The organism is Pacificibacter marinus (assembly GCF_018860665.1).
GTDB lineage: Bacteria > Pseudomonadota > Alphaproteobacteria > Rhodobacterales > Rhodobacteraceae > Celeribacter > Celeribacter marinus_A.
Genome location: NZ_JAHKPK010000028.1, coordinates 42803 through 65651 on the forward strand (window position 1 = coordinate 42803; position 22849 = coordinate 65651).

General features: G+C 52.7%; 19 protein-coding genes and 1 tRNA gene. 11 read left to right on the plus strand and 9 right to left on the minus strand.

The window, feature by feature from the left end:
* Window positions 1–12 precede the first annotated feature (12 nt).
* Entirely contained in the window at window positions 13–660 is a 648-nt protein-coding gene (locus tag KO497_RS09215) for a response regulator transcription factor (RefSeq protein WP_215943678.1), read from the plus strand.
* A 184-nt stretch (window positions 661–844) separates the two neighbouring features.
* Entirely contained in the window at window positions 845–1201 is a 357-nt protein-coding gene (locus KO497_RS09220) for a DoxX family protein (RefSeq protein ID WP_215943679.1), read from the plus strand.
* Window positions 1202–1364: 163 nt separating this feature from the next.
* Here the strand turns inward: KO497_RS09220 and KO497_RS09225 are convergent, their stop codons facing one another.
* A complete protein-coding gene (locus KO497_RS09225; protein WP_215943680.1) occupies window positions 1365–3254 on the minus strand; it encodes a PhoX family protein in 1890 nt (629 codons plus the stop codon).
* 628 nt (window positions 3255–3882) lie between these two features.
* On the opposite strand from KO497_RS09225, the gene KO497_RS09230 reads away from it, so the two are divergent.
* Genes KO497_RS09230 through ilvN form a run of 3 tightly spaced genes read left to right on the plus strand, consistent with a single transcriptional unit; the run spans window position 3883 to window position 6503 of the window.
* Window positions 3883–5631: an acetolactate synthase 3 large subunit gene (locus KO497_RS09230; protein WP_215943681.1), complete on the plus strand. Its 1749-nt coding sequence runs from the start codon at window positions 3883–3885 to the stop codon at window positions 5629–5631.
* Complete coding sequence (locus KO497_RS09235) at window positions 5631–5924, plus strand: hypothetical protein (RefSeq protein ID WP_215943682.1); 294 nt, start codon at window positions 5631–5633, stop codon at window positions 5922–5924. The genes KO497_RS09230 and KO497_RS09235 overlap by 1 nt, the downstream gene beginning before the upstream one ends.
* 12 nt (window positions 5925–5936) lie before the next feature.
* Window positions 5937–6503, plus strand: a complete 567-nt coding sequence (gene ilvN / locus KO497_RS09240; RefSeq protein WP_215943683.1) for an acetolactate synthase small subunit — start codon at window positions 5937–5939, stop codon at window positions 6501–6503.
* Window positions 6504–6594: 91 nt separating this feature from the next.
* On the opposite strand, the gene KO497_RS09245 is transcribed toward ilvN, so the two are convergent.
* The 7 genes from KO497_RS09245 to pdxH all read right to left on the minus strand — a co-directional run bounded on the left by KO497_RS09245 (window position 6595) and on the right by pdxH (window position 15284).
* Window positions 6595–7431, minus strand: a complete 837-nt coding sequence (locus tag KO497_RS09245) for a helix-turn-helix domain-containing protein (RefSeq protein ID WP_252729595.1) — start codon at window positions 7429–7431, stop codon at window positions 6595–6597.
* A gap of 797 nt (window positions 7432–8228) precedes the next feature.
* Window positions 8229–8489 carry a hypothetical protein gene (locus KO497_RS09250; protein WP_215943684.1) on the minus strand — a complete coding sequence of 87 codons (261 nt, stop codon included), beginning with the start codon at window positions 8487–8489 and terminating at the stop codon, window positions 8229–8231.
* 11 nt (window positions 8490–8500) lie between these two features.
* Window positions 8501–12196, minus strand: coding sequence for a vitamin B12-dependent ribonucleotide reductase (locus KO497_RS09255; RefSeq protein ID WP_215943685.1), 3696 nt, complete (start codon window positions 12194–12196; stop codon window positions 8501–8503).
* Window positions 12197–13202: 1006 nt separating this feature from the next.
* Window positions 13203–13279: transfer RNA gene (locus KO497_RS09260), tRNA-Pro, on the minus strand.
* A 41-nt stretch (window positions 13280–13320) separates the two neighbouring features.
* Window positions 13321–13890, minus strand: coding sequence for a DUF192 domain-containing protein (locus KO497_RS09265; RefSeq protein WP_354668104.1), 570 nt, complete (start codon window positions 13888–13890; stop codon window positions 13321–13323).
* 31 nt (window positions 13891–13921) lie between these two features.
* Window positions 13922–14500 (minus strand): cold-shock protein, encoded by a 579-nt coding sequence (locus KO497_RS09270; protein WP_215943687.1) that lies wholly within the window; start codon window positions 14498–14500, stop codon window positions 13922–13924.
* A 175-nt stretch (window positions 14501–14675) separates the two neighbouring features.
* Complete coding sequence (pdxH, locus tag KO497_RS09275) at window positions 14676–15284, minus strand: pyridoxamine 5'-phosphate oxidase (protein WP_215943688.1); 609 nt, start codon at window positions 15282–15284, stop codon at window positions 14676–14678.
* A gap of 251 nt (window positions 15285–15535) precedes the next feature.
* On the opposite strand from pdxH, the gene fabI reads away from it, so the two are divergent.
* The 3 genes from fabI to gpt are packed head-to-tail and all read left to right on the plus strand — an operon-like array spanning window position 15536 to window position 17474.
* Window positions 15536–16339 (plus strand): enoyl-ACP reductase FabI, encoded by an 804-nt coding sequence (gene fabI / locus KO497_RS09280; protein WP_215943689.1) that lies wholly within the window; start codon window positions 15536–15538, stop codon window positions 16337–16339.
* Window positions 16340–16342: 3 nt separating this feature from the next.
* Complete coding sequence (locus tag KO497_RS09285) at window positions 16343–16960, plus strand: LysE family translocator (protein ID WP_215943690.1); 618 nt, start codon at window positions 16343–16345, stop codon at window positions 16958–16960.
* A 10-nt stretch (window positions 16961–16970) separates the two neighbouring features.
* On the plus strand, window positions 16971–17474 hold the full coding sequence (gpt, locus tag KO497_RS09290) for a xanthine phosphoribosyltransferase (protein ID WP_215943691.1): 504 nt from the start codon (window positions 16971–16973) through the stop codon (window positions 17472–17474).
* Window positions 17475–17570: 96 nt separating this feature from the next.
* On the opposite strand, the gene KO497_RS09295 is transcribed toward gpt, so the two are convergent.
* Window positions 17571–17849 carry a hypothetical protein gene (locus KO497_RS09295; protein ID WP_215943692.1) on the minus strand — a complete coding sequence of 93 codons (279 nt, stop codon included), beginning with the start codon at window positions 17847–17849 and terminating at the stop codon, window positions 17571–17573.
* Window positions 17850–18175: 326 nt separating this feature from the next.
* Here KO497_RS09295 and KO497_RS09300 point away from each other — a divergent pair, with 326 nt between their 5' ends.
* The 3 genes from KO497_RS09300 (at window position 18176) to trpE (ending at window position 22844) form a co-directional block, all read left to right on the plus strand.
* Window positions 18176–19372, plus strand: a complete 1197-nt coding sequence (locus KO497_RS09300; protein ID WP_215943693.1) for an aminotransferase — start codon at window positions 18176–18178, stop codon at window positions 19370–19372.
* Window positions 19373–19446: 74 nt separating this feature from the next.
* Window positions 19447–21297: a peptidyl-prolyl cis-trans isomerase gene (locus KO497_RS09305; protein ID WP_215943694.1), complete on the plus strand. Its 1851-nt coding sequence runs from the start codon at window positions 19447–19449 to the stop codon at window positions 21295–21297.
* 32 nt (window positions 21298–21329) lie between these two features.
* Complete coding sequence (gene trpE, locus KO497_RS09310) at window positions 21330–22844, plus strand: anthranilate synthase component I (protein WP_215943695.1); 1515 nt, start codon at window positions 21330–21332, stop codon at window positions 22842–22844.
* The last annotated feature ends 5 nt before the right edge of the window (window positions 22845–22849 follow it).

Below are 22849 nucleotides of genomic sequence, written 5' to 3' on the forward strand. Positions count from 1 at the left end.
AAGGGGACTAAAATGACAAGTAGCACCCCCACCCGCGTGTTGATCGTAGACGATCATCCTATGGTGGCCGAAGGCATCTGCGCCTTGCTGGAAACCTTTGATGATATTGAGGTTGTTGGCACTTTGACCAATGGGGTCGAGGCTGTGGAACGCGCCCAAAGTCTGTCGCCGGATGTGATTTTACTTGACCTCAACATGCCGAAAATGGGCGGGCTAACGGCGACAGAAATTTTGCTGGAACAACGCCCCGACACGCGCATTTTGATTCTCACGATGCATGACAGCCCTGAATATATCTCGGCAGCTCTCAATCATGGGGCTGTTGGCTATGTGCTTAAAGACGTGCCGACAGAAGATTTAAAAGACGCGATTGACGCGGTGATGGCAGGCAAAACCTATCTGTGCAGCGGCGCGCGGCGGGCGATTGATCCCAAAATCCAAGACGGGCGCGAACCGCTGACAGAGCGCGAACAAACCGTGCTACTGGAACTGGCACAAGGCAAGTCCAACAAAGACGTGGCCTGCGCGTTGGATATTTCGGTCAGAACGGTTGAAACCCATCGCAAGAATATCAAACGCAAACTTGGCATTTCATCGACCGCAGGCCTCACGCGCTACGCGATGGAGCATGGTGTGCTGCAAGGTTCTGGACGCTTCTGACGCGGTTTTCACAACGCCGTTATAATTTCGCACAAAGCCCTCATTAAATTCGAACACAAAATCATTTGGATGATCCTGTGTGCTGTGACAAACACAACCTCACAAAAATATCTAAAGCACATACATAATTGCACACATGCCTAGCCTTGGTTTCTAGGCATGGGGTGCCTTACGGAGATTAAAAATGAACACGATATCAAAATCACCCATCTGGATTTGGGCTGTTACAATTCTCACAGCCCTAATGTTTTTAGGTGCAGGCTTGGCCAAATTGGCGGGCGTCGAAATGGTACACCTGTCCTTTAAGACCATGGGTCTACCCGCCATCACCGGCTACATCGTGGGGGCATTGGAAATTGCAGGAGCGATCGGAATTTTCGTGAAACCTGTACGCTTTCTGGCCGCACTTGGCTTGTTGGCCACATCTGTAGGGGCTTTCGCTTACCACGTTGCCTATACACCTATAGCGGAAGGCGTCCCTGCCCTCGTCTTGATTGTCTTCACAGTGATCTTGGTGCGTTTTTTCCGCACAGCAAAATAATCACCCCACTGCGCCGATACCGCAGCGCCCATAAATGAACGCCGTCACCTCGAAAGAGGGGCGGCTTTTTCATGCCTGCACAAGTTACTCGATAAAAAGGGTGCAGCCAAAGCCGCACCCTGATCATGCTAAAAAGGTCTTTGGTCTTAAACGATCGTTGCTTTTAACCGATTGTGGCACCATCTGTGCGCCAGAAGGCCACAACAGATGAGCGTGGCTTATCGCCCTCGCCCATGTCAGGCCAAGTGCCACCCGGATGCTGCACGCCAACAAAGCCGGTCTTTTTGTCAGCTGACCAGCAAAGCCCCGTGACTTCTGCACCATAAGGCACCGTCATAAAGCGTGCGATGTCGCCGGTTTCAGGATCGCCAACCAACATCTGATTGTTGCCCATGCCTTCAAATTCGCCTTCGTTGCTGTAATCGCCGTCTGTTTGGATCCACAGCATCCCATCAGACGAAAACACCATACCATCTGGCGAGTTGAACATATTGCCAGAGGTGACGTTCTCAGACCCAGCGTAGACGTTATCGTAAACGTCAGGATTGCCCGCCATCACATAAAGGTCCCATGTGAACGTGTCTGAGGCGTGGTTTTCATCGCTTGGCGTCCAGCGCACGATTTGACCGTAGTTGTTGGTGTCGCGTGGGTTGGCTGCGTTGGCAGACATATCGTCGCCACCTGCGTTTGGCTTTGCGCCGCGATCTTTGTTGTTGGTCAAAGCGCAATAGGCTTCAACTTTCAACGGGTTGACGGCAACCCATTCAGGGCGATCCATAGTGGTCGCCTGAGCAGCAGAAGCAGCCATACGGGTGAAACACAAGATTTCATCCGCTGACATGCCTGTGGCTTCAGGTGTCAAAGCCACCCATTCGCCGGTTTGGTCATCGTTAAAGCGGGCCGCAAACAGCATACCATCGTCCAAGATACCCTCTGGTGAGGTACCCTCGATCCATGTGTTTGTGGACACATATTTGTATAGGAATTCGCCGCGCTCATCGTCGCCCATATAGACAACCACACGACCGTCGGATGCGTGAACCATTGCAGCATTCTCATGCTTGAAACGGCCCAAAGCGGTGCGTTTGACCGGCATGGATGTTGGGTCGGCTGGATTGATTTCGGTGACAAACCCGTGGCGGTTTGGCTCATTGGGCTCCTGTGTCAGATCGAAACGTGGATCGAATGTCTCATAGGCATAACGACCTTTGCCACCGAGACCGTAACGCGATTCCCCCATGGTCGTGGCGTGTTCGCCAGTCGCGCCAAAGTACCCGTTAAAGTTTTCTTCGCAGGTCAAATAGGTGTTCCAAAGCGTTTTGCCGGATCCACAGTTGTTCATGGTGCCTTTGACTGTCATGCCCTCAGGATCAGCATTGGTTTTCACCAAGTCAGATCCCGCCAACGGACCCGCGAGTTTCATTTCTGTCTCATGGGTGATGCGGCGGTTATATTTGGAATCAAGAACAACTTCGAAACCATTGCCAGTGTCAGCCACTTCCATGACGGTCACGCCTTGGAGGTTTTTCAACAGCGTCACTTCCTCGGCGTTGCGCGGCGTGCCTTCTGATTCAGCTGGCAAATTGATTTTCGGGTTCACGTATTCAGAATTCACAGTGATCAGCGTTGCGCCATCCACCTCGTAAAGTTCCATACCGTCTGTGTTTTCGCCGAACACTTTATCGGACATTTCAACAGAAACGCCCGTTTGAGCGGAATATGCCCCTTTGGCCTCGGACCACAAGGCATCCCCCCATCGCACAAGAACCTTTGTCTCATACCCGCTCGGAACATGCACCAAGTCGTCAGTTGCGATGTCGATCGGTTTGAAGGCGAATTTCGCGTGGTTATGCGCCGATGCGGAGGTCGTGCTTGAGAAAAGCCCAGAGCCGAAAACAGCTGCGCCGGAACCGAACGCCAAAGCGCCGCCCAAGAAACCGCGGCGCGACACGGCGCGCGCGACGACGGCGTCAAATCCATTGTTGTCAGCACGAGGATCGCGCAACTCGTCAAATTCATCCCAAGACAGGTCGGTGATATCGGTCTTTTTCATGGCTTATTCTCTTTTGCTATCCAAGACAGGTCTGCGCACCCGCGCAAACATCACGGTTCACTTGCCTGTCCTGCGTGACGCGCCTGTGACGTCCGTGAAACAGACGTATGAAATACCCAGACGAAGGGGATGAGCGCGAAAATCCGCCCAAGTGACCGCAGATTCACTGCGGCGTACCAAACACTCATTGACCTTTCCGCGCTTAAAATTGCGAAAAAACCTAAAAGCCACCCATTTGCGCAATATTGTTTCAAAAATTAACCCCAAAATACACCTTTTCTGCGCATTTCGCGGTTGACGCCTTAGAAAAGGCCTCCTAATGTCTGCTAAAGTGAATTTGGAGTGAGCAAGATGAATAATCTTCTTCTAGTCGTCGTGGGAAGTATGCGCATGGGCCGGTAACGGTTGACCATAATGGTTCCCATGCGCCCCCGAATTTCGGGGGTTTTTTTATGGGATGCCATTGGGGTTTATCTGGGTTTATTCTGGGCGCTTGATGCCTTAGACCCGCTTTCAACCCATGCATATAAGGGCGCGATCCCTGCCCCACAGACCAGACACTTCATTGACGACGACAAACACTAAGAATGACGCAAGCAACGTTAAGACGCGGAATACGGAGAATACGATGACACGGCAAATGACCGGAGCGGAAATGGTAGTTCAAGCCCTGAGAGATCAGGGTGTGGACACAATCTTTGGCTACCCCGGGGGCGCTGTGCTTCCGGTTTACGATGCTATTTTTCAGCAAAACGACATCAAACACGTGCTTGTACGCCACGAACAAGCGGCGATTCATGCCGCCGAAGGCTATGCTCGCTCCACTGGTAAAGTTGGCGTTGCGCTGGTGACATCTGGTCCCGGTGCGACAAATGCTGTGACCGGTTTGACGGATGCTTTGCTCGACTCTATTCCTTTGGTGGTGTTCTCAGGTCAGGTGCCTACTTTTATGATCGGCACCGACGGTTTCCAAGAGGCCGACACCGTGGGCATCACGCGTCCTTGCACCAAACACAACTGGTTGGTGAAAGACACGGACGCCTTGGCCGACACCATTCACCAAGCGTTTCATGTGGCCACGTCCGGCCGCCCTGGTCCGGTTTTGATCGACCTGCCAAAAGACGTGCAATTCGCGGATGGCGCTTACGTCAGCCCCACCAAAGCCCGCGTCAGCCATTACCAGCCTAAGAAAAAGGCCCCCATCGAAGATATCAATGATCTGGTTGCGATGATCGAAAAAGCCGAGCGCCCTGTATTTTATACCGGTGGCGGCGTTATCAACTCTGGCCCCGCGGCCTCGCAATTGCTGCGCGAACTGGTTGACGCGACGGGCTTTCCGATCACATCCACCTTGATGGGACTTGGCTGCTATCCTGCCTCTGGCAAGCATTGGCTGGGTATGCTGGGCATGCACGGATTGTATGAAGCCAACATGGCGATGCACGACTGCGATCTGATGATCAACATCGGCGCGCGCTTTGATGACCGCATCACCGGTCGTCTAGATGCCTTTTCGCCGAATTCGAAAAAGATCCATGTTGATATCGATCCTTCGTCTTTGAACAAGGTGATCCAAGTTGATCTGCCAATCGTTGGCGACGTGGCCCATGTTTTGGAAGACGTGCTTAAAGTGTGGAAATCACGCGGACGCAAAACGCAAAACATCGGCAAATGGACCAAACAGATTAATGAGTGGCGCGAAGTGCGTTGCCTGTCTTACACGCAAACCGGTTCCATCATTAAGCCGCAATATGCGTTGCAACGTCTTGAAGAGCTGACCAAAGGCATGGATCGCTACATCACCACAGAAGTGGGCCAACACCAAATGTGGGCGGCGCAGTATTTGAACTTTGAAGACCCCAATCGCTGGATGACATCCGGTGGTTTGGGCACGATGGGCTATGGCTTCCCTGCCTCCATCGGCGTTCAAATGGCGCATCCTGACAGCCTTGTGATCAACGTCGCCGGCGAAGCGTCATGGTTGATGAACATGCAAGAAATGGGCACGGCGATGCAATACAATCTGCCCGTGAAACAGTTCATCATGAACAATGAACGTCTGGGCATGGTGCGCCAATGGCAAGAGCTGCTGCACGGCGAGCGTTATTCCAACTCTTGGTCTGAAAGCCTGCCTGATTTCGTAAAATTGGCCGAAGCTTTTGGCGCGAAAGGTATTCAAGTGTCTGACGTTAAAGATTTGGACGACGCGTTGATGGAAATGATCAAATATGATGGTCCGGTGATTATGGATTGTTTGGTCGAGAAACATGAAAACTGTTTCCCGATGATCCCATCAGGCAAGCCTCACAATGAAATGCTGCTCGGCGATGCATCCACTGCGGATGCGATCAAATCCGACGGCGCGGTTTTGGTTTGATGATGGCCCAGCTTCGCATCACTTTGGCAGCGGCCCTCGCGACACTCGCCCTAACAGGCTGCATGTCATCTGGGGAAGCCGTCGAAGTGACGCGTGGCGGATTTACATTTCAGGTCACGCATGACGGCACAACAGCCGTTGCCCGCAATTACCACACTGGACGGCTCAACTTTGCAGTGCTCGAAGAGAGCGCGCGCGCGGCAATAGAATCCGCGTCTGGCTGCGCCGTCCGCACCCTCACCAAACGCGGTGAGATCAACACATTTGACGCCACACTGAATTGTGCTGGGTAAGGGAGACGCAACATGTCTGCACTTCATATCAAAAAAGGCTCTACAAGCCATTCCGCCTATGACCTACGTGATCCCAACGGCGAGATCATCGAGAAACACACTCTGGCCGTTTTGGTCGAAAACGAACCGGGTGTTTTAGCGCGTGTGATCGGTCTGTTTTCGGGCCGTGGATACAATATCGAAAGCCTTACTGTGGCCGAAGTGGACCAAGCGGGTCATCGGTCGCGCATCACCATCGTCACCACAGGCACGCCCAACGTGATCGTGCAAATCAAAGCACAGCTGGGCCGCATCGTGCCCGTGCATGACGTGCATGATTTGACCGTCGAAGGCGCATCTGTCGAGCGTGAACTGGCTTTGTTCAAAGTTAGCGGCACTGGCGACAAGCGGATCGAAGCGCTGCGCTTGGCGGAGATTTTCCGTGCCAATGTGGTCGATAGCACTTTGTCGAGCTTTGTGTTTGAAATGACGGGCACCTCTGAGAAAATCGATGCTTTCGCTGATTTGATGCGACCTTTGGGCTTGATCGAGATCGCGCGCACGGGTGTCGCAGCCCTCGGGCGCGGCAGCAACGCATAAAGTCACGCCCCCTCTAAAGGCATAGAAGCAGACAAAAAGGGCGCACATCGCACAGGTGTTGCGCCCTTTGTCCGATCTTCAAGCGTAAACTTTAAGTATCAGCTTGCGTAAAATACCCCTGTATGACGGGCTTCATATCCATGATGGATTTATAGCCAATTTGACGTCGCGCTGCGATCATCGCAGCACGTGTTGGCTTGAGCCGTTCCATCAAAATGAGATCTGAAATCCGCCCAAGGTGTCCAAATCGCAATGTATTCATACATTCGCCAGCATATATGTCCGCATTGCCCATATAGCTGTATTCCATGAAGGCGAATTGCCGAAGCCCCGTACCTTGCGTCCTGAGTGCAAAAGAAACACCCGTAGGATGTTGATACATTTCGCCGATGCGACGGCGGTCTTTGAGACGCACTGAAAGACCTATAGCATGCGCAATCTTACGCGGCATGATCGATATCATACCTACTTTGCCATCGGGTCGCACCACGCTTAAGCCCATATTGACGGACAGATAGTCTTTCTTGAGAAAAGAACGCCAATACAGCAAGCACGGTCCAAGGGGCATCCGCGCGAAATCTATATCAGGCGCAGCCATGACACGATCCATGTCATCTCGACCACTTCGATCAAGCATCAACGGAGCATAGCCCTGTCCTGCCTTGTTGGATTGTGTCTCCAAAGGTTCAAGCAATATGCGCGCATCAACACCAAAATATCGACAAATTTGGTCCAAAACATCGGGACGCGGGAAGGCTTCCCCCGACAAATACCTATTGAATTGGGTGCGATTTATCCCGAGATCGCGACACAGCTCTGCGATGGACAAAGCGCTGGCGCTTAAGGTGCGCAGATTGGCACCAAAGATCGCGCGTAACTGCACTCGATCGGCGCGCTGCGTTAGATTGCCATCTGTCTTATCAGGCAAAACTTGCCCCCCACTGCTCAAACACTTACCAAACCGTAAAGCTGATGCAGGTCAGAGTCTTTTTAATAAAAGCGCTTATCCCTACAAGTTCACCTTACGGCAACCCAAGTGAAAATCAAGAATGACGTTTACAGGAGACAAAAATTGACGCTAATCAGCGTCAAGTGTCGTGGCGGCAAGACACATATTTAGGGATTTAGCATAGATGTGGCGCGTGCAAAAATTGGCAGACTAATTGGTGGCCGATTTAGAGTAACGTATTGGAACAAAATTTATGTACGGATTAATACTGTGGTACGATTCTGATAAGAAAAATGCCATAGTCTGGTGCGACGACAGCGACAAACTGGGATATGCGTCTTCGGCAGACATAAATCTAAATGATTCAGAAACGCTTGAAGTTGGTGATTTGGTCACCTTTAGCCTGGTGACATTCGGCGAATTTCGCGGGTGTACAAATCTTCGACTTGTCGAGGCCCAAAACGCACCTGAGATTTCTAGATCTTTGTTGCAGGCCAGCGCATCACCGCGAATACAGGCTATCACAGCCTAGCCAGCGTTTTTTTACATAAAATCAAAAAAGCGGGGGACCTTTCGGCCCCCCTGAGGTTCGCTGATCAGGCTCATCATTGATTACTGCCCACTAGTGTTTTTGCCTGTGGCCTGATCAACGCCGGGAGCGAACGCATCCGCTCCGGAAACTGGGGTCATGTGACCCTTTAACGAGGGCGGTCCTTTAAAAAGACTGCACCCCCATCCTTGCTGCGCCCCGATTAAGGGGCACCGCAAATTTCAAATCAGTGCAGCACGCGCCCTGCGCTGCTGTTCACAGAAAAAACCGCCGTACAGCCATCAATGCCATCTGACTGAAAGTCTTGGACGGAATAGGTCACTGACAGCGCAGGGATGCCCATGATCGACACAGTGTGACTGCCCGCAAAAGCATCCGCCAATGTCGCCTCGACACCAGCGGCAAAATTTGCCTCGATGGTGTTGCCACGCATTTGCACATGATCTGCAACACAATGCTGTCCAGCGATATCAAAAACCAATTCCATCATCATATTCCTTAGCTACAGCCCGAAGTGCCGCCGCACGTATTACATTTCATACAGGTTCCGTTGCGCACGAGCGTGTAGTTGCCACATTCGCCACATGGATCGCCTTCATAGCCCTGCATTTTCGCTTTGGAGCGCAGATCAAGCGATGTCGCGCTGCTGGCCACTGTGCCAGACGACACTGCTGTGGTGCTTGCCGGCGACATTGCCGTTTCCGGCACCAATGTGTTCAATGCCACTTGCGGATCGATAGAGCCATCAAACGCCGCGGCCCCTACCCCGCCTTGCAGCACGACCAATTCTTGTGGCATCCGCTTGCGCAAGTAACCCGTTGAGGAAATCTGCTTGAGCACCTCAATCGATTTGGCAGAAGCGTTTTCAGACGGAGAGCGTACATTGGACACGCCTTCTTCTTCGCCACGGCCCAGATCGTCGAAAGCATGACCTTCGGGTTTCACATGGGCCAAATCGGTGCGGTCCAAGTAGGACACAGCCAATTCACGGAAGATGTAATCCAAAATCGATGTCGCATTTTTGATGCTGTCGTTGCCCTGCACCATGCCAGCGGGTTCGAATTTGGTAAAAGTAAAGGCATCAACGAACTCTTCGAGCGGCACGCCATATTGCAGGCCAACAGAGACCGCGATAGCGAAGTTGTTCATCATCGCACGGAATCCAGCGCCCTCTTTGTGCATATCGATAAAGATTTCGCCCAAGTTGCCGTCTTGGTATTCACCGGTGCGCAGGTACACTTTATGCCCGCCAACGATAGATTTCTGTGTGTAGCCTTTGCGGCGCGATGGCAGTTTTTCACGGCCACGAGCAACCTCTTTGATGATCACTTTTTCGATGATCTTTTCGGCCAGCACCTGCGCTTTTTCTTGAGTTGATCCTGAGGCCAGAATTTCTTCGGCTTCCTCGTCGTCTTCGATCAAAGCGGCGGCCAATGGTTGCGACAGCTTTGATCCGTCACGGTAAAGCGCATTGGCTTTGATGCCCAAAGACCATGACAACTCATATGCGGCCAGACAATCTTCGATCGTGCCGTCATTGGCCATGTTGATGGTTTTGGAAATTGCGCCAGAGATAAAGGACTGCGCTGCCGCCATCATTGTGATGTGGCTTTCAACAGACAGATAACGCTGACCTTTTTTTCCGCAGGCATTGGCACAATCAAAGATGCTGTAATGTTCTTTTTTCAGATGTGGCGCGCCCTCTAGGGTCATCGTCCCACAGACATGGTCATTGGCCGCCTCAATCTCAGCCTTGCTGAAACCGAGCGAGCGCAGCAAATCAAATGATGGATCATTAAGTTTTTCTGCGGGGATGCCCAGCGTGCCCGTGCAGAAATCTTCACCCAAAGTCCATTGGTTGAACACAAAACGAATATCAAAAGCGGACGGCAATGCAGCTTCGATCTTTTTGATCTGCTCTTTGCCAAACCCGTGACCAATCAATGACGTGTGATTGATGCCCGGCGCATTGCCGATAGACCCATGCCCCACAGCATAGGATACGATTTCTTCGATTTGACTGGAGGCATAGCCCTGTTTGGCCAGCGCGGCAGGCACAGACCGGTTGATGATTTTAAAGTAGCCACCCCCAGCAAGCTTTTTGAATTTCACCAAGGCGAAATCTGGCTCGATGCCTGTGGTGTCACAGTCCATCACCAAGCCGATGGTGCCTGTTGGGGCAATCACTGACACCTGCGCATTGCGGAAGCCGTGTTTCTCACCCAACTCCAGCGCCTCGTCCCAAGCTGTTTTGGACAGTTCAATCAAAGACGCATCAGGGCAATTGGCGTGATCCAGAGGCACAGGTTTGATATCCAACCCCTCATAGCCAGTGGATTTGCCGTAAGCCGCCGTACGGTGATTGCGAATGACCCGCAGCATGTGCGCGCGGTTTTTCTCGAATTTGGAAAAGGCACCCAGTTCGCCCGCAATCTCAGCAGAGGTCGCATAGGACACACCCGTCATGATCGCGGTCAAAGCGCCCGTCAGCGCACGGCCCTCATCGGAATCGTAACCATGGCCCATGTTCATCAACAACCCGCCGATATTGGCATAGCCAAGACCCAAGGTGCGGAAATCATAGGACCGCTGCGCGATCTCTTTGGACGGGAACTGCGCCATCATCACCGAAATCTCAAGCGTCAGCGTCCAAAGGCGTGTGGCATGCATGTAGCTTTCGGCGTCGAACCCATCGCTTTTCAAGAACGTCAGCAAATTCATCGAGGCCAAGTTACAGGCCGTGTCATCCAAGAACATGTACTCAGAACAGGGGTTTGATCCACGGATCGCGCCGTCTTCTGGGCAGGTATGCCATGCGTTGACTGTATCGTGGAACTGGATGCCAGGATCGGCACAGGCCCAAGCGGCGTGGCCGACGTCTTGCCATAAATCACGGGCGCGCACGGTTTTGGCGACCGAGCCATCAGTACGGCGGATCAATTCCCAATCCGCGTCATCTTTCACCGCTTTCAAGAAGGCGTCCGTGACCCGCACAGAGTTGTTCGAATTTTGACCCGATACAGAGGCGTAGGCTTCGGAATCCCAATCAGTATCATATGTTGGGAATTCGATTTTGGCGTAGCCCTGCTTGGCGTAATCCAAAACGCGTTTGACATAAGTCTCTGGGATACAAACTTTTTTCGCTTCTTTGATCGCTGCTTTCAGTGCCGGGTTTTTCGCTGGGGTAAAGGCATCTTCTTCGGCGCCATCCCATGTGCCAATCGCGTCGAAAATCTCGTTCAACTGGCGCTCATGCATTTTTGAGCCAGCGACGATTGAGGCCACTTTTTGCTCTTCGATGACTTTCCAGTTGATGAACTCTTCCACATCAGGGTGATCCATATCACAGATCACCATCTTGGCCGCACGGCGCGTTGTGCCGCCTGATTTGATCGCACCAGCCGCACGGTCACCGATTTTCAGGAACCCCATAAGGCCAGAGGATTTGCCACCGCCTGAGAGCGCCTCGTCAGAGCCGCGCAGGGACGAAAAGTTGGTGCCTGTGCCAGAACCGTATTTAAACAAGCGCGCTTCACGCACCCAAAGATCCATGATGCCGCCATCACCAACCAAATCGTCGGATACCGATTGGATGAAACAGGCGTGTGGTTGTGGGTGCTCATAGGCTGACGTGGACCGCGTCAAAACGCCAGTCTCATGGTCCACATAATGGTGACCTTGGCCCGGTCCATCAATGCCATAAGCCCAATGCAGACCCGTGTTAAACCACTGCGGTGAATTCGGCGCAGCCATTTGGCCCGCCAACATGAAACGCATTTCGTCAAAGTAAGCGCGTGCGTCATCTTCAGAGGTGAAATAGCCACCCTTCCAGCCCCAATACGTCCAAGCACCCGCCAAACGGTCGAACACCTGCTTGGCAGAGGTCTCCCCTCCAAAGCGCTCAGCTTCGGGCAATTTCGCGAGAGCCGCTTCATCAGGCGCGGATTTCCACAAGAACGACGGAACGCCCTTTTCTTTGATCCGCTTCAACGCGGTGGGCACACCCGCTTTGCGAAAGTATTTTTGCGCAATCACATCTGAGGCCACTTGGCTCCAATTGGCGGGGATTTCACATTCATCAAGTTTGAACACAACAGTGCCATCTGGATTTCGGATTTCCGAAGACGTCTTTTGAAACGCCATATCGGCATATGCATCTGACCCAGACTTAGTGAATTTGCGTTCGATCTTCATGGATAACTGCCCCGTATTCAACTTACTGTTTTACGCGTCACCAGAGCCTTGTGACGCTGGTGCGGCGGGCCTTTTGACCCTGAATTTCATACCTTTGAGCTGAATGAAGCAGCTCGCCTTGCCATCAATCGCGATCACTCAGGTCAAAAGCGTCAGGGAAACATCGCAAAAATCGGCAAACCGATTCCACGCTGGACCTGTGAGAATTACAAATCCAGTCAAAGGCCAAGCCCTTGGGTAGTATGTGCGAGTGTCGTCCAACAGGTCTAAATCTTTGACAGTCTCTAATTCCGGTAACGCCATATCGTGTTTGGCACCGCCTAGAGTTATTGTTTCAAAGATACATTTGATCGTCTCTTTTTGATCTGATCGTCTCTTGTTGATCGCCTCTTGTCCCTGACCGCCATTGAGCCACTAAATATAGTATCTCGCCAACCGACCAGCACAATGTGCAGCGTTATACCCCGTTCGGTCAACGCCAAAATTAGCACTTAGGCAACCTCTTTCTTATTGACGGATTTCACCCACAGGGCACATCGATTCGCATCCGTCAGCGTTAATACAAATCTCTTTTATTTCTAGGGCTTTGCCGACACAGTTTAACCAATTGGCTGAAAGCTTGTGGATAAGTACATGGGATAAAAAAGGATGATTGGGGTCAAAACAACCCTATGCTGCACAATCAATAAGCACACAACATATAGTAGCCATATATGGTGAGGTCGCCGTTGTAAGGCTCTGAATTTCTTAAAATTAAGGGAAAACTACACATTCTCCATCAAAAATTAGACCTATTCTTAAGATTTTCAAAACCAGACAAGCACAACCTTAAATTGCGTTCATTTTGACGAATCAAAGAATTGAAATGTAACGATTCTGCTAAGGCCAAAAAGGTGCGAACGCAGGCAATGACCACAGCATCTAGTGGGAACCGATGCCCGAAACGCAAAAAGCGCCTTGAGCCTCTAGAGGTCCAATGCGCTTTGCATATCGTATATTTAGTAAATGGTCGGGACGGCAAGATTCGAACTTGCGGCCTACGGTACCCAAAACCGTCGCGCTACCAGGCTGCGCTACGCCCCGACTGAGGGTTCTATAAGGGCAGTGATTGGGGATGAAAACCCCTATTTTGCATCACAGGGCAAAGAAGTGTAAAAATCGTAAGCCGGATGCAAAAGCACGTCGCCAATTGCGATGCTTTTGGCCTTAGAAACACCGGCATTTATCTCCAAAACAGAAAAAACAGCCTCTCCACCAAAAATTGCAGTTTCGTCATGAGGAATGGCATTTTCATGGATCGAGACGATGGTGCCGCTCTGATCTGTGAAAATCATATCGAGGGGAATCAATGTGTTCTTCATCCAAAAGTTTACAGGCCGCGGTTTGGGATAGACGAATAACATCCCTGCATCCTCATCCATCGCCTCAACAAACATCAATCCACGGGCGCGTTCTGCTGCATCATCGGCCACATCAACGGAAAAGGTATGAGACCCGCTTTGAGTTTCGATGACAACATGGTCCGCATCGCATGACAGAGCCTCGGCCCGCCCCGTGCTGGCTGCGAACACCGCCAAAGCCGCAGCAAGGCACAGGCTGGCTTTCTGTGGCTTGGATGCAGACCGTTGCGTCACAGGCAGGCGATAAAACCACTCACGCACAGACAGAACCGAGCACGCAGAAAAAAGGGCCACACATTGTGCAGCCCTAAAAGATTTAAAAGAATTACTCTGCATTCGCGTGTAGCTCCAAAGCGACGTCTTCGGCATACCCTGCCCCAGAATCATCACGCGCCGCCACATCCCAGGCGATCACCTGTGCTGCCATGCGACCTCTGCGCCCATCGATGACACGCAGTGCTACGGCTTCACCTGGCATAAGATCGGCCAGTCCAGAACGACGTAAAACTTCGACGTGAACAAAAATATCATCAGATTTGCCAAAGACATTGGCGAATCCGAATCCCTTACCCTTATCGAACCACTTGACCCGTGCCGGTTCAAGCGGCGTGTCCAGATCCGCGCCTTCCAGATGTTCAAGGTCTTCCAGTGACGGTCCAACGGATGCCAAAGGTGGCTCGATCGATAGAACTTCTATGGCTTGAATGCCCCGATCTGTTTCTTGCACGGTCAGCCGAATATTGGCAGCATCGGCAACAGTGCTTTGACCAAAGACCCTTAGGACATTGGCATGTAGCAAAATATCAGGGCCGCCGTCATCTGCGACGACAAAACCAAATCCTCTTGCAGGGTCGAACCATTTTACCTGTCCGGCCACCATTTTTTCTAAATTATTGTCGCTCATATTTCCCATCTCTTTTGAAGGCGCAACATGCGCTTTCAAATATTTTGGGGCACTTGCCCCTCATCCCGAGGATAAGGTGCGACAAACTGCACGCAGGATCAAGGTGCGAAGGACCTGTCTTTTAGTTGTTATGGTAACATTACTTACCCAAACGACAAATTTACCCTACGTAAGCCTAAGGGTTAAGCAATGAAACGGACCACGAATCAGCCTCAGTCGCCCGAGTCCAACGGAATCGGTCATGAAGCCGAAAGTCCCCAGCCGCCCAAAATTCGATTTCGGTTGGCACGATACGATAGCCGCCCCAGAACGGCGGGCGCTTGGGGTTTGGTCCATGCTTCAGGCCTTGTTTGGCAACAGCTTCCATGAGTGAAGCCTTGGACGCCAAAGGGCGCGACTGCGCAGAGGCCCAAGCGCCAATGCGACTGCCAAGCGCACGCGATTTGTAGTAAAGATCAGAAGCCTCGTCACTTTCGCGCATAATTTTACCGCGCACCCGAATTTGGCGCTGCAAAGTTTTCCAATGCATTACAAAAGCGGCTTTGCCTGCGGTTTCTATCTCACCGGCTTTGACGCTTTCATAATTTGTGAAAAACACGAAAGCATCATCTTCGATCGCTTTGAGCAGCACCATACGCGCATTGGGCATACCCTCCGTGTCCACTGTCGACAAAGCGATGGCATTGGGATCATTCACTTCAGTTGCGGTGGCCTCAGCGAGCCAAGTACGCGCGATCTCGAACGGATTATCGCCTTTGAAAATACCACTGCGTTTGACGTCCATGGGCTGATCTCCTTTGCATGATACCAGTGGAATATCCTGTCGCCCGCGCCACAACAAGGGGACGGATCAAACGCTGGGGACTTGGCCGCATATCACGGGGCATTTCACCACATATATAGTGCACGACACATATGTATGTCAGCCGTATGTCAAAACCACAGGCTTGATAGCGCGGGCCAAACCGCATAAAGCCTATACCAAACGCAGCACAAACGCAGCACAAACGCAGCATATAGGTGGGAGAACCGACCATGACAAAACTTATGGACGGAAAACGCGGTCTGATCATGGGCCTTGCCAACGACAAATCAATCGCTTGGGGCATCGCCAAGGCACTGGCCGAGCATGGCGCAGAGCTTTGCTTTTCATACCAAGGCGAACAACTGAAAAAACGCGTTGATCCTTTGGCGGAAAAACTCGGCTCTGACTTTGTCGTGCCTTGCGATGTGTCTGACGGCGCCTCAATCGATGCGCTTTTTGCACAGATCAAGGAAAAATGGGGTAAGATCGATTTCATCGTGCATGCCATCGGCTTTTCCGACAAAGGCGAATTGCGTGGGCGTTACGTTGACACTACCCGCGACAATTTTAACCTGACGATGGATATTTCGGTCTATTCCTTCACCGCCGTGGCACAGCGCGCCGCGACACTGATGACCGATGGCGGTTCTATGCTGACCATGACCTATTATGGCGCGGAACGTGTGATGCCGCATTACAATGTTATGGGCGTGGCCAAAGCCGCGTTGGAAGCCTCAGTGCGCTATTTGGCCGAAGATTTGGGCAAAGACGGCATTCGCGTCAATTCCATCTCTGCGGGACCAATCAAGACACTCGCCGCCTCTGGCATTGGCGATTTCCGCTACATTATGAAATGGAACGAATACAATTCGCCATTGCGCCGCAATGTGACCATTGACGATGTCGGTGGCTCAGCTTTGTACCTCTTGTCTGATCTGGGCGCGGGCGTCACAGGCGAGACGCATCACGTTGATGCGGGCTACCACGTTGTCGGCATGAAAGCCGTTGACGCACCTGACATCACCAAGGGCTAGACCGTGACACTGGCGGCGCTTGTCGCATTTTACTTTATACATCTGGCCGCGGCGATTTCGCCGGGGCCGGCTGTTTTATTGGCGGCGCGCACAGCCCTGCGCGACGGCATGCTTAAGGGCGCATATCTTGCCATCGGCATCGGGCTTGGCGCGTGCTTTTGGGCCCTTGCAGCCCTTTTCGGACTGGCCATTTTGTTCCAAGTCGCGCCGGTTCTTTTGACCGTGCTCAAAATTTGCGGCGGTCTGTATCTTGGATATTTGGCCTATAAAATATGGAAACATGCGCCAGAGCCGATGACAACAGAAATGCCGGAAGGTTATGAGGGCTTATCGGGGCTTGCTTTGATCTGGCTTGGCATCACCACGCAATTGGCCAATCCGAAACCGGCTTTGTTCTTTGGAACGATTTTTTTGACGCTCGTTCCTGCGCATCCCCCGCTTTGGGTCTATCCCGCCGTTCTTTCTATAATATTTATTAACGATTGCGGTTGGAATATCATCGTGTCGCGTCTCTTTTCGCTTGAGCGCACACGCCGCACCTATCTAACTCTAAAAACAACCATCGATCGCGTTTTTGGCGGCCTATTGGCGGCCCTCAGCGCCAAACTCGTTCTCAGCTAAGGACCACGACATGACAGACCGTTTGCCACACGAAAAAGGGTTTCACATCAGCTGGGATCAAATTCACCGCGATAGTCGCGCTTTGGCATGGCGTCTGGATGGTAAAGGTCCCGACGCGGGCGCATGGCGTGCAGTCGTCGCGATCACCCGTGGCGGCATGGCCCCTGCGATGATCATCGCGCGCGAATTGGACATTCGCACTGTGGATACGATTTCGGTCAAGTCCTATGATCACCAAAACCAAGGCGCGGCCGAAGTGCTCAAAGCGCCGGACAGTGAGATGATGGGCGACGGCACTGGTATTCTGGTCATTGATGATCTTGTGGACAGCGGCAAAACGCTTGAGCTGGTGCGCGAATTATATCCGCAGGCGCATTTCGCGACCGTTTACGCCAAACCGCAAGGCCGGCCACAGGTTGACACCTTTATCACCGAAGTCTCGCAAGACACATGGATCTTTTTCCCATGGGATATGGCGCTGCAATATGTGCAACCCTATCGAGGCAAAGACTGATTTAGGTCCAAAGCCACACAGTTAAAGCGCCCATCAGGGGCGTTTTACCCCCGCGCAGTCAGCAACGCCACGAATGGTTGATCCACTCAAACCTCGTTAGGCCAGATTTAAATCCGCGCAGCCGCCGAGAGCAGCCTTTTTGGCTTGTTGTATTGCGGATCGTGCGGCTTCTGCGCTCGACAGTGGGTCAAAGGCGCTGGCGACATGTTCGACCGCCGTACAAGCCGCGCGCATAAGAAACGCACTTTGCCTTGGCATAATTTCATATGACCCATCGCGGACCTCATCTAAGAGGGCCTCCATCAAGGTGATATTTTGCGCTTTTGCATAGGCCAAAGCGCATTCTAGTTTCTCGATCAACTGGTTTATCAGCATGTTGAACCTCACGAACTCGATAAAGTATTGTTATGATTGGTCGCGGCCTCAAAATACGCGGCGACGACTGATCAACTATCCCCCAAACAGGCCATCGAAAAGTTAACGTTGTGCGACATGGAGCACTTCAAAGCGCTCAAACCACAAACACGATAAAAATTGCGCCGCACTCCGCTGCAATTGCAAGCAAATGAGGCGCGAAAGGAATTGCTCATCATGCGGCAATTCGCACAATCTTGGGGTGATTGAAAACCCGTTTCAGGAAGGTTAGCTGTAAGTCACCGCCGTCGTAAAATCACTATGATCCGCCACAAAAGGACATCGCCATGTCATCGTCGACCCCTCTGCCGCTCTCAACCGCAATGCAAAACACGATGGCGCCGCCCATCATGGAAGCATCGACTTGGCTTGAAGGGGTTTCATTTTCCGCTGACAAGCCTTTGATCAACCTTTCACAAGCCGCCCCGACACAGGCCCCGCCCCTTGCGCTGCGTCGTGAAATGGCGCGCATTGCTGTGGAGGACGACAGCGCACATCATTATGGTGACGTTTTGGGCCTGCCAGCATTGCGTGGCGAGATTGCCAATCAGTGGAGCAGCAAATACCACGGCCAAATCAAAGCCGAAGACGTGGCGATCACCTCAGGCTGCAACCAAGCGTTCACGGCCGTGATGTCGACGCTCTGCGCGGCGGGCGACGAGATCATTTTGCCCACACCTTGGTATTTCAATCACAAAATGTGGGCCGATATGAATGGCGTGTCTGTGGCCCCCTTGATGACAGGGCCAGATCTGTTACCCGATTTGGAATCGGCGGCGAAGCTGATCACCCCGCGCACCCGCGCCATCGTTTTGGTTAGCCCCAACAACCCCGGCGGTGTTGAATATCCAGCCGAACTGGTCACACAATTTTATGCGCTCGCCAAAGCGCGCCGGATCGCTTTGGTGATTGATGAAACCTATCGCGATTTTGACGCGCGCGACGGAGTGCCGCATTATCTGTTCCAGCAACCTGATTGGCGCGAAACTGTTGTGCAGCTTTATTCTTTTTCCAAGGTCTACCGGATGATGGGCCACCGCGTGGGGGCAATCGTCGCGAGCCCCGCACGTCTGGCACAGGTTGAAAAATACCTAGACACCGTCACCATCTGCCCCAATCAATTGGCACAAAAAACAGCACTTTGGGCGATGCAAAACCTATCGGATTGGGTGGCGGCAGAACGTGTTGAAATATTGACAAGACGCGCAGCCATCGAGGACGGTTTCAAAGCGCTGTCAGACAAAGGCTGGCATTTGCGGGGCTGTGGTGCTTATTTTGCTTATGTCGAACACCCGTTTGATATGCCCTCATCACAGCTTGCCCCATGGTTGGTCAAAAACGCGGCACTCTTGGTCTTGCCCGGTACGATGTTTATGCCAAAGGGGCATAGCGGTGGTGAAAAACACCTGCGTATTGCCTTTGCCAATGCCGATCTCGCACAAATCTCGCAGCTTTTTGATCGTCTGGCACAGATTGAGCCCTAATCTGGCCCGATCTGCCTTGCGAGCCGCCGCCGAACCCCCTAGACAATTCGCAGTTTGATGGGAGACAGATCGATATGGCGCGCAAAAACGGTTCCGGCAAAAAAATGGTTGTCTGGGGTATCCTCGGTCTTTTGATCGTGGGCCTTGGCGGGTTTGGCACGGCCAACTTTGGCGGCTCGATCAGCAATGTCGGCTCTGTCGGTGATCGCGATATCGACGTAAACACCTATGCCAATGCTTTGACGAACGAGATCAGCCGTTTTGAGCAGCAAATCGGCCAGCAGATGTCGATTGAGCAGGCCGAACAAATCGGTATCCCTGCCCGCGTGTTGAACCAATTGTTCAACCAAGCGGCACTTGACGGCGAAACAGCACGCCTTGGCCTGTCTGTTGGCGACGCAGCTGTGCGCAGCCAGCTTTTGTCTATCCCAGCATTTCAAGGCTTGGACGGCACATTTGACGCCGACACATACAGAGCCTCGTTAAACCGCATCGGTGAAAATCCATCGTCTTTTGAAGAGGGCTTGCGCGAAGATTTATCACGCGCTTTGTTGCAAGGGGCTTTGACGACAGGCGTGACGATGCCTGACATTTACGGTGATGTCGTTGTGGAATGGATCGGCGAACGCCGCACGATTTCAGTCGCGACCATGGGCGATGACGCTCTGTCCACAGGCGTCCCTGTGCCAACAGAGGCGGATATCAAGGCACAATATGACGCCAATCCAGACGCCTATACCGCGCCCGAAACGCGCAATGTCACCTATGTTTGGCTCACACCCGCCATGATCAGTGACGAGGTTGATCTGGATGAGGCCAGCCTACGCCAGATTTACGACGATAACATCGCGCAATTTGTGCAAGCAGAACGCCGCTTGGTCGAGCGTCTGGTCTTTGGCACAGTCGAGGACGCCGCAGCAGCCTCTGCGCGGCTAAAAGCGGGCGAGACCACATATGATGACGAAATCACAGCCCGTGGTTTGGATATCGTTGATGCAGACATGGGTGACGTCGCTCTAAGCGACCTTGGCCCCGCCGGCGACGCTGTTTTCGCGCTTGAGGTCTCCGGTGTCTCGGATGTGATCAATACCGACCTCGGCCCTGCAATTTTCCGTGTGAACGGCATCTTGGAGGCTTCTGAAATTTCCTTTGACGAGGCCCGCGCGGATTTGTCGGTCGAAATGGCCGCAGACGCAGCCCGCCGCGATATTTCCGACATGATCGAAGATCTTGATGATCTTTTGGCCTCAGGTGCGACCTTAGAAGAAGTGGCCGCTGAAACCCGTATGGAGCAAGGCCAACTGGGCTGGACAGCCACATCAGAAGACGGAATCGCGTCCTATTCTGCTTTTGTCGCAGCAGTGCGCGCCGCCGAAGTGGGCGATTTCCCTGAAATCATTGAGCTGTCCGATGGCGGTATCTTTGCCATGCGCCTTGATTCTGTAACCCCTGCTACGCTGAGCCCTCTTGAAGATGTGCGTGACCAAGTCGTCGCCGATTGGGAAGTGGCCGAAACAGCCCGTCAAATGCTCGTGCGGGCGCAAGATCTGGAAAGCCAAGTCGCCTCAGGCACACCGCTTGCGGATCTTGGCCTGCCCGTTGAAACTTTCGAGACCATCACACGCCAAGACTTCATCTCGACGATGCCAGAAGGCTTTATCGACGTTGTGTTTGAACCAGGTTTGGCAACCGGAGCCACAACACTGATCGAAGGCGACGGACGGGTTATCATCGCCCTGATTGATGCCGTATTGCCGCCAGAAGATACAGCAGACAACACAGCCATCGCCGACAGTTACATCGCCTCTGCCGCGCAAGGTGCTGCCCAAGACGTAATCGCAGCCTTTTCAAGCGCGCTGCGCACCCGCGAAGGCATTTCGATCAACCAAACTGCGGTTGACGCGATTCACGTTCAACTGCCGTAAGACACGAAAACCAAAGTAAAAGGTCATTTCAAATGGCAAAAATCATCCCTGCGTTTGACGCCTTTGATGCCGCTTATTCGGCGGGTGAAAACCAAGTGGTCTATGCCAAAGTGGCCGCTGATTTGGACACGCCTGTTTCGATTATGCTTAAACTCGCTGGCGCGCGGTCGGATAGTTTTATCCTTGAATCCGTCACTGGCGGCGAAGTGCGCGGGCGTCATTCCATCATCGGGATGAAACCTGATCTGGTGTGGAAATGTGATGGCACGACAGCACATATCAACCGTGATGCGCGCTTTGATTCCACCGCCTTTACGCCTGAGACTACCGATCCTCTGACCTCATTGCGGGCCTTGATTGCCGAAAGCAAAATTGATTTGCCTGCTGAACTGCCCTCGCCCTCTGCGGGCCTGTTTGGCTATCTTGGCTACGACATGATCCGTCATGTCGAACACCTGCCCAATGTGAACCCTGATCCTATCGGCACCCCTGACGCGCTGATGATGCGCCCCACTGTTGTGGCTGTGCTTGACGGCGTCAAAGGCGAAGTCACAGTTGTATCCCCTGCTTGGGTCAAATCCGGCCAGTCGTCCCGTGCCGCTTACGCCCAAGCGGCAGAGCGTGTCATGGATGCGCTGCGCGATTTGGAACGCGCACCAGAAGGCACATCCCACGATTTGGGCGAAAGTTATGAGGCCCCCGAGGCCGTGTCGAATTTCACCCGTGAGGGCTATAAACAAGCCGTCGATAAGGCGAAAGACTACATCAAAGCGGGCGATATTTTTCAAGTTGTCCCTTCGCAGCGCTGGACCCAAGACTTCCCGCTGCCGCCTTTCGCGCTTTACCGCTCATTGCGTCGCACCAATCCGTCGCCCTATATGTTCTTTTTCAACTTTGGCGGTTTCCAAATCATCGGCGCATCGCCTGAGATCTTGGTACAAGTCAAAGACGGCACCGTCACCATTCGCCCCATCGCGGGCACCCGCAAACGCGGTGCCACCCCTGCGGAAGATACCGCGCTTGAGCTGGATCTTTTGGCGGATAAAAAGGAACTGGCAGAACATTTGATGTTGCTGGATCTGGGACGCAATGACACGGGCAAGGTCTCAAAAATCGGTACAGTTCACCCCACCGAAGAATTCACAATCGAGCGCTATAGCCATGTGATGCACATCGTGTCCAACGTTGTGGGTGAGCTGTCCGACGACCAAGATGCCCTGTCCGCTTTGCTGGCGGGCTTGCCTGCGGGCACTGTGTCTGGTGCCCCCAAGGTGCGCGCGATGGAAATCATCGACGAACTTGAGCCAGAGAAACGTGGTATCTATGGCGGTGGTGTTGGATATTTCTCATCAGGCGGCGATATGGACATCTGTATCGCGCTGCGCACGGGTGTGCTGAAAGACAAAAAGCTGTATATCCAAGCGGGCGGTGGCGTTGTTTATGACAGTGACCCTCAGCTAGAGTTTGAGGAAACCGTTAACAAATCCAACGCTTTGCGCATGGCGGCACGGGACGCAGGCATGTTCACCAAGGCGGGGAATGCCTAAACTCA

What these genes read in the sequence shown, in the direction of transcription:
- trpE (WP_215943695.1), top strand. Translation starts at nt 21,330, where the DNA reads ATGGCAAAAATCATCCCTGCGTTTGACGCCTTTGATGCCGCTTATTCG.
- KO497_RS09250 (WP_215943684.1), bottom strand. Translation starts at nt 8,489, where the DNA reads ATGGAATTGGTTTTTGATATCGCTGGACAGCATTGTGTTGCAGATCAT.
- KO497_RS09295 (WP_215943692.1), bottom strand. Translation starts at nt 17,849, where the DNA reads ATGCTGATAAACCAGTTGATCGAGAAACTAGAATGCGCTTTGGCCTAT.
- KO497_RS09215 (WP_215943678.1), top strand. Translation starts at nt 13, where the DNA reads ATGACAAGTAGCACCCCCACCCGCGTGTTGATCGTAGACGATCATCCT.
- pdxH (WP_215943688.1), bottom strand. Translation starts at nt 15,284, where the DNA reads ATGGACGTCAAACGCAGTGGTATTTTCAAAGGCGATAATCCGTTCGAG.
- KO497_RS09225 (WP_215943680.1), bottom strand. Translation starts at nt 3,254, where the DNA reads ATGAAAAAGACCGATATCACCGACCTGTCTTGGGATGAATTTGACGAG.
- KO497_RS09255 (WP_215943685.1), bottom strand. Translation starts at nt 12,196, where the DNA reads ATGAAGATCGAACGCAAATTCACTAAGTCTGGGTCAGATGCATATGCC.
- KO497_RS09220 (WP_215943679.1), top strand. Translation starts at nt 845, where the DNA reads ATGAACACGATATCAAAATCACCCATCTGGATTTGGGCTGTTACAATT.
- ilvN (WP_215943683.1), top strand. Translation starts at nt 5,937, where the DNA reads ATGTCTGCACTTCATATCAAAAAAGGCTCTACAAGCCATTCCGCCTAT.
- KO497_RS09300 (WP_215943693.1), top strand. Translation starts at nt 18,176, where the DNA reads ATGTCATCGTCGACCCCTCTGCCGCTCTCAACCGCAATGCAAAACACG.
- KO497_RS09230 (WP_215943681.1), top strand. Translation starts at nt 3,883, where the DNA reads ATGACACGGCAAATGACCGGAGCGGAAATGGTAGTTCAAGCCCTGAGA.
- KO497_RS09235 (WP_215943682.1), top strand. Translation starts at nt 5,631, where the DNA reads ATGATGGCCCAGCTTCGCATCACTTTGGCAGCGGCCCTCGCGACACTC.
- KO497_RS09305 (WP_215943694.1), top strand. Translation starts at nt 19,447, where the DNA reads ATGGCGCGCAAAAACGGTTCCGGCAAAAAAATGGTTGTCTGGGGTATC.
- fabI (WP_215943689.1), top strand. Translation starts at nt 15,536, where the DNA reads ATGACAAAACTTATGGACGGAAAACGCGGTCTGATCATGGGCCTTGCC.
- KO497_RS09270 (WP_215943687.1), bottom strand. Translation starts at nt 14,500, where the DNA reads ATGAGCGACAATAATTTAGAAAAAATGGTGGCCGGACAGGTAAAATGG.
- gpt (WP_215943691.1), top strand. Translation starts at nt 16,971, where the DNA reads ATGACAGACCGTTTGCCACACGAAAAAGGGTTTCACATCAGCTGGGAT.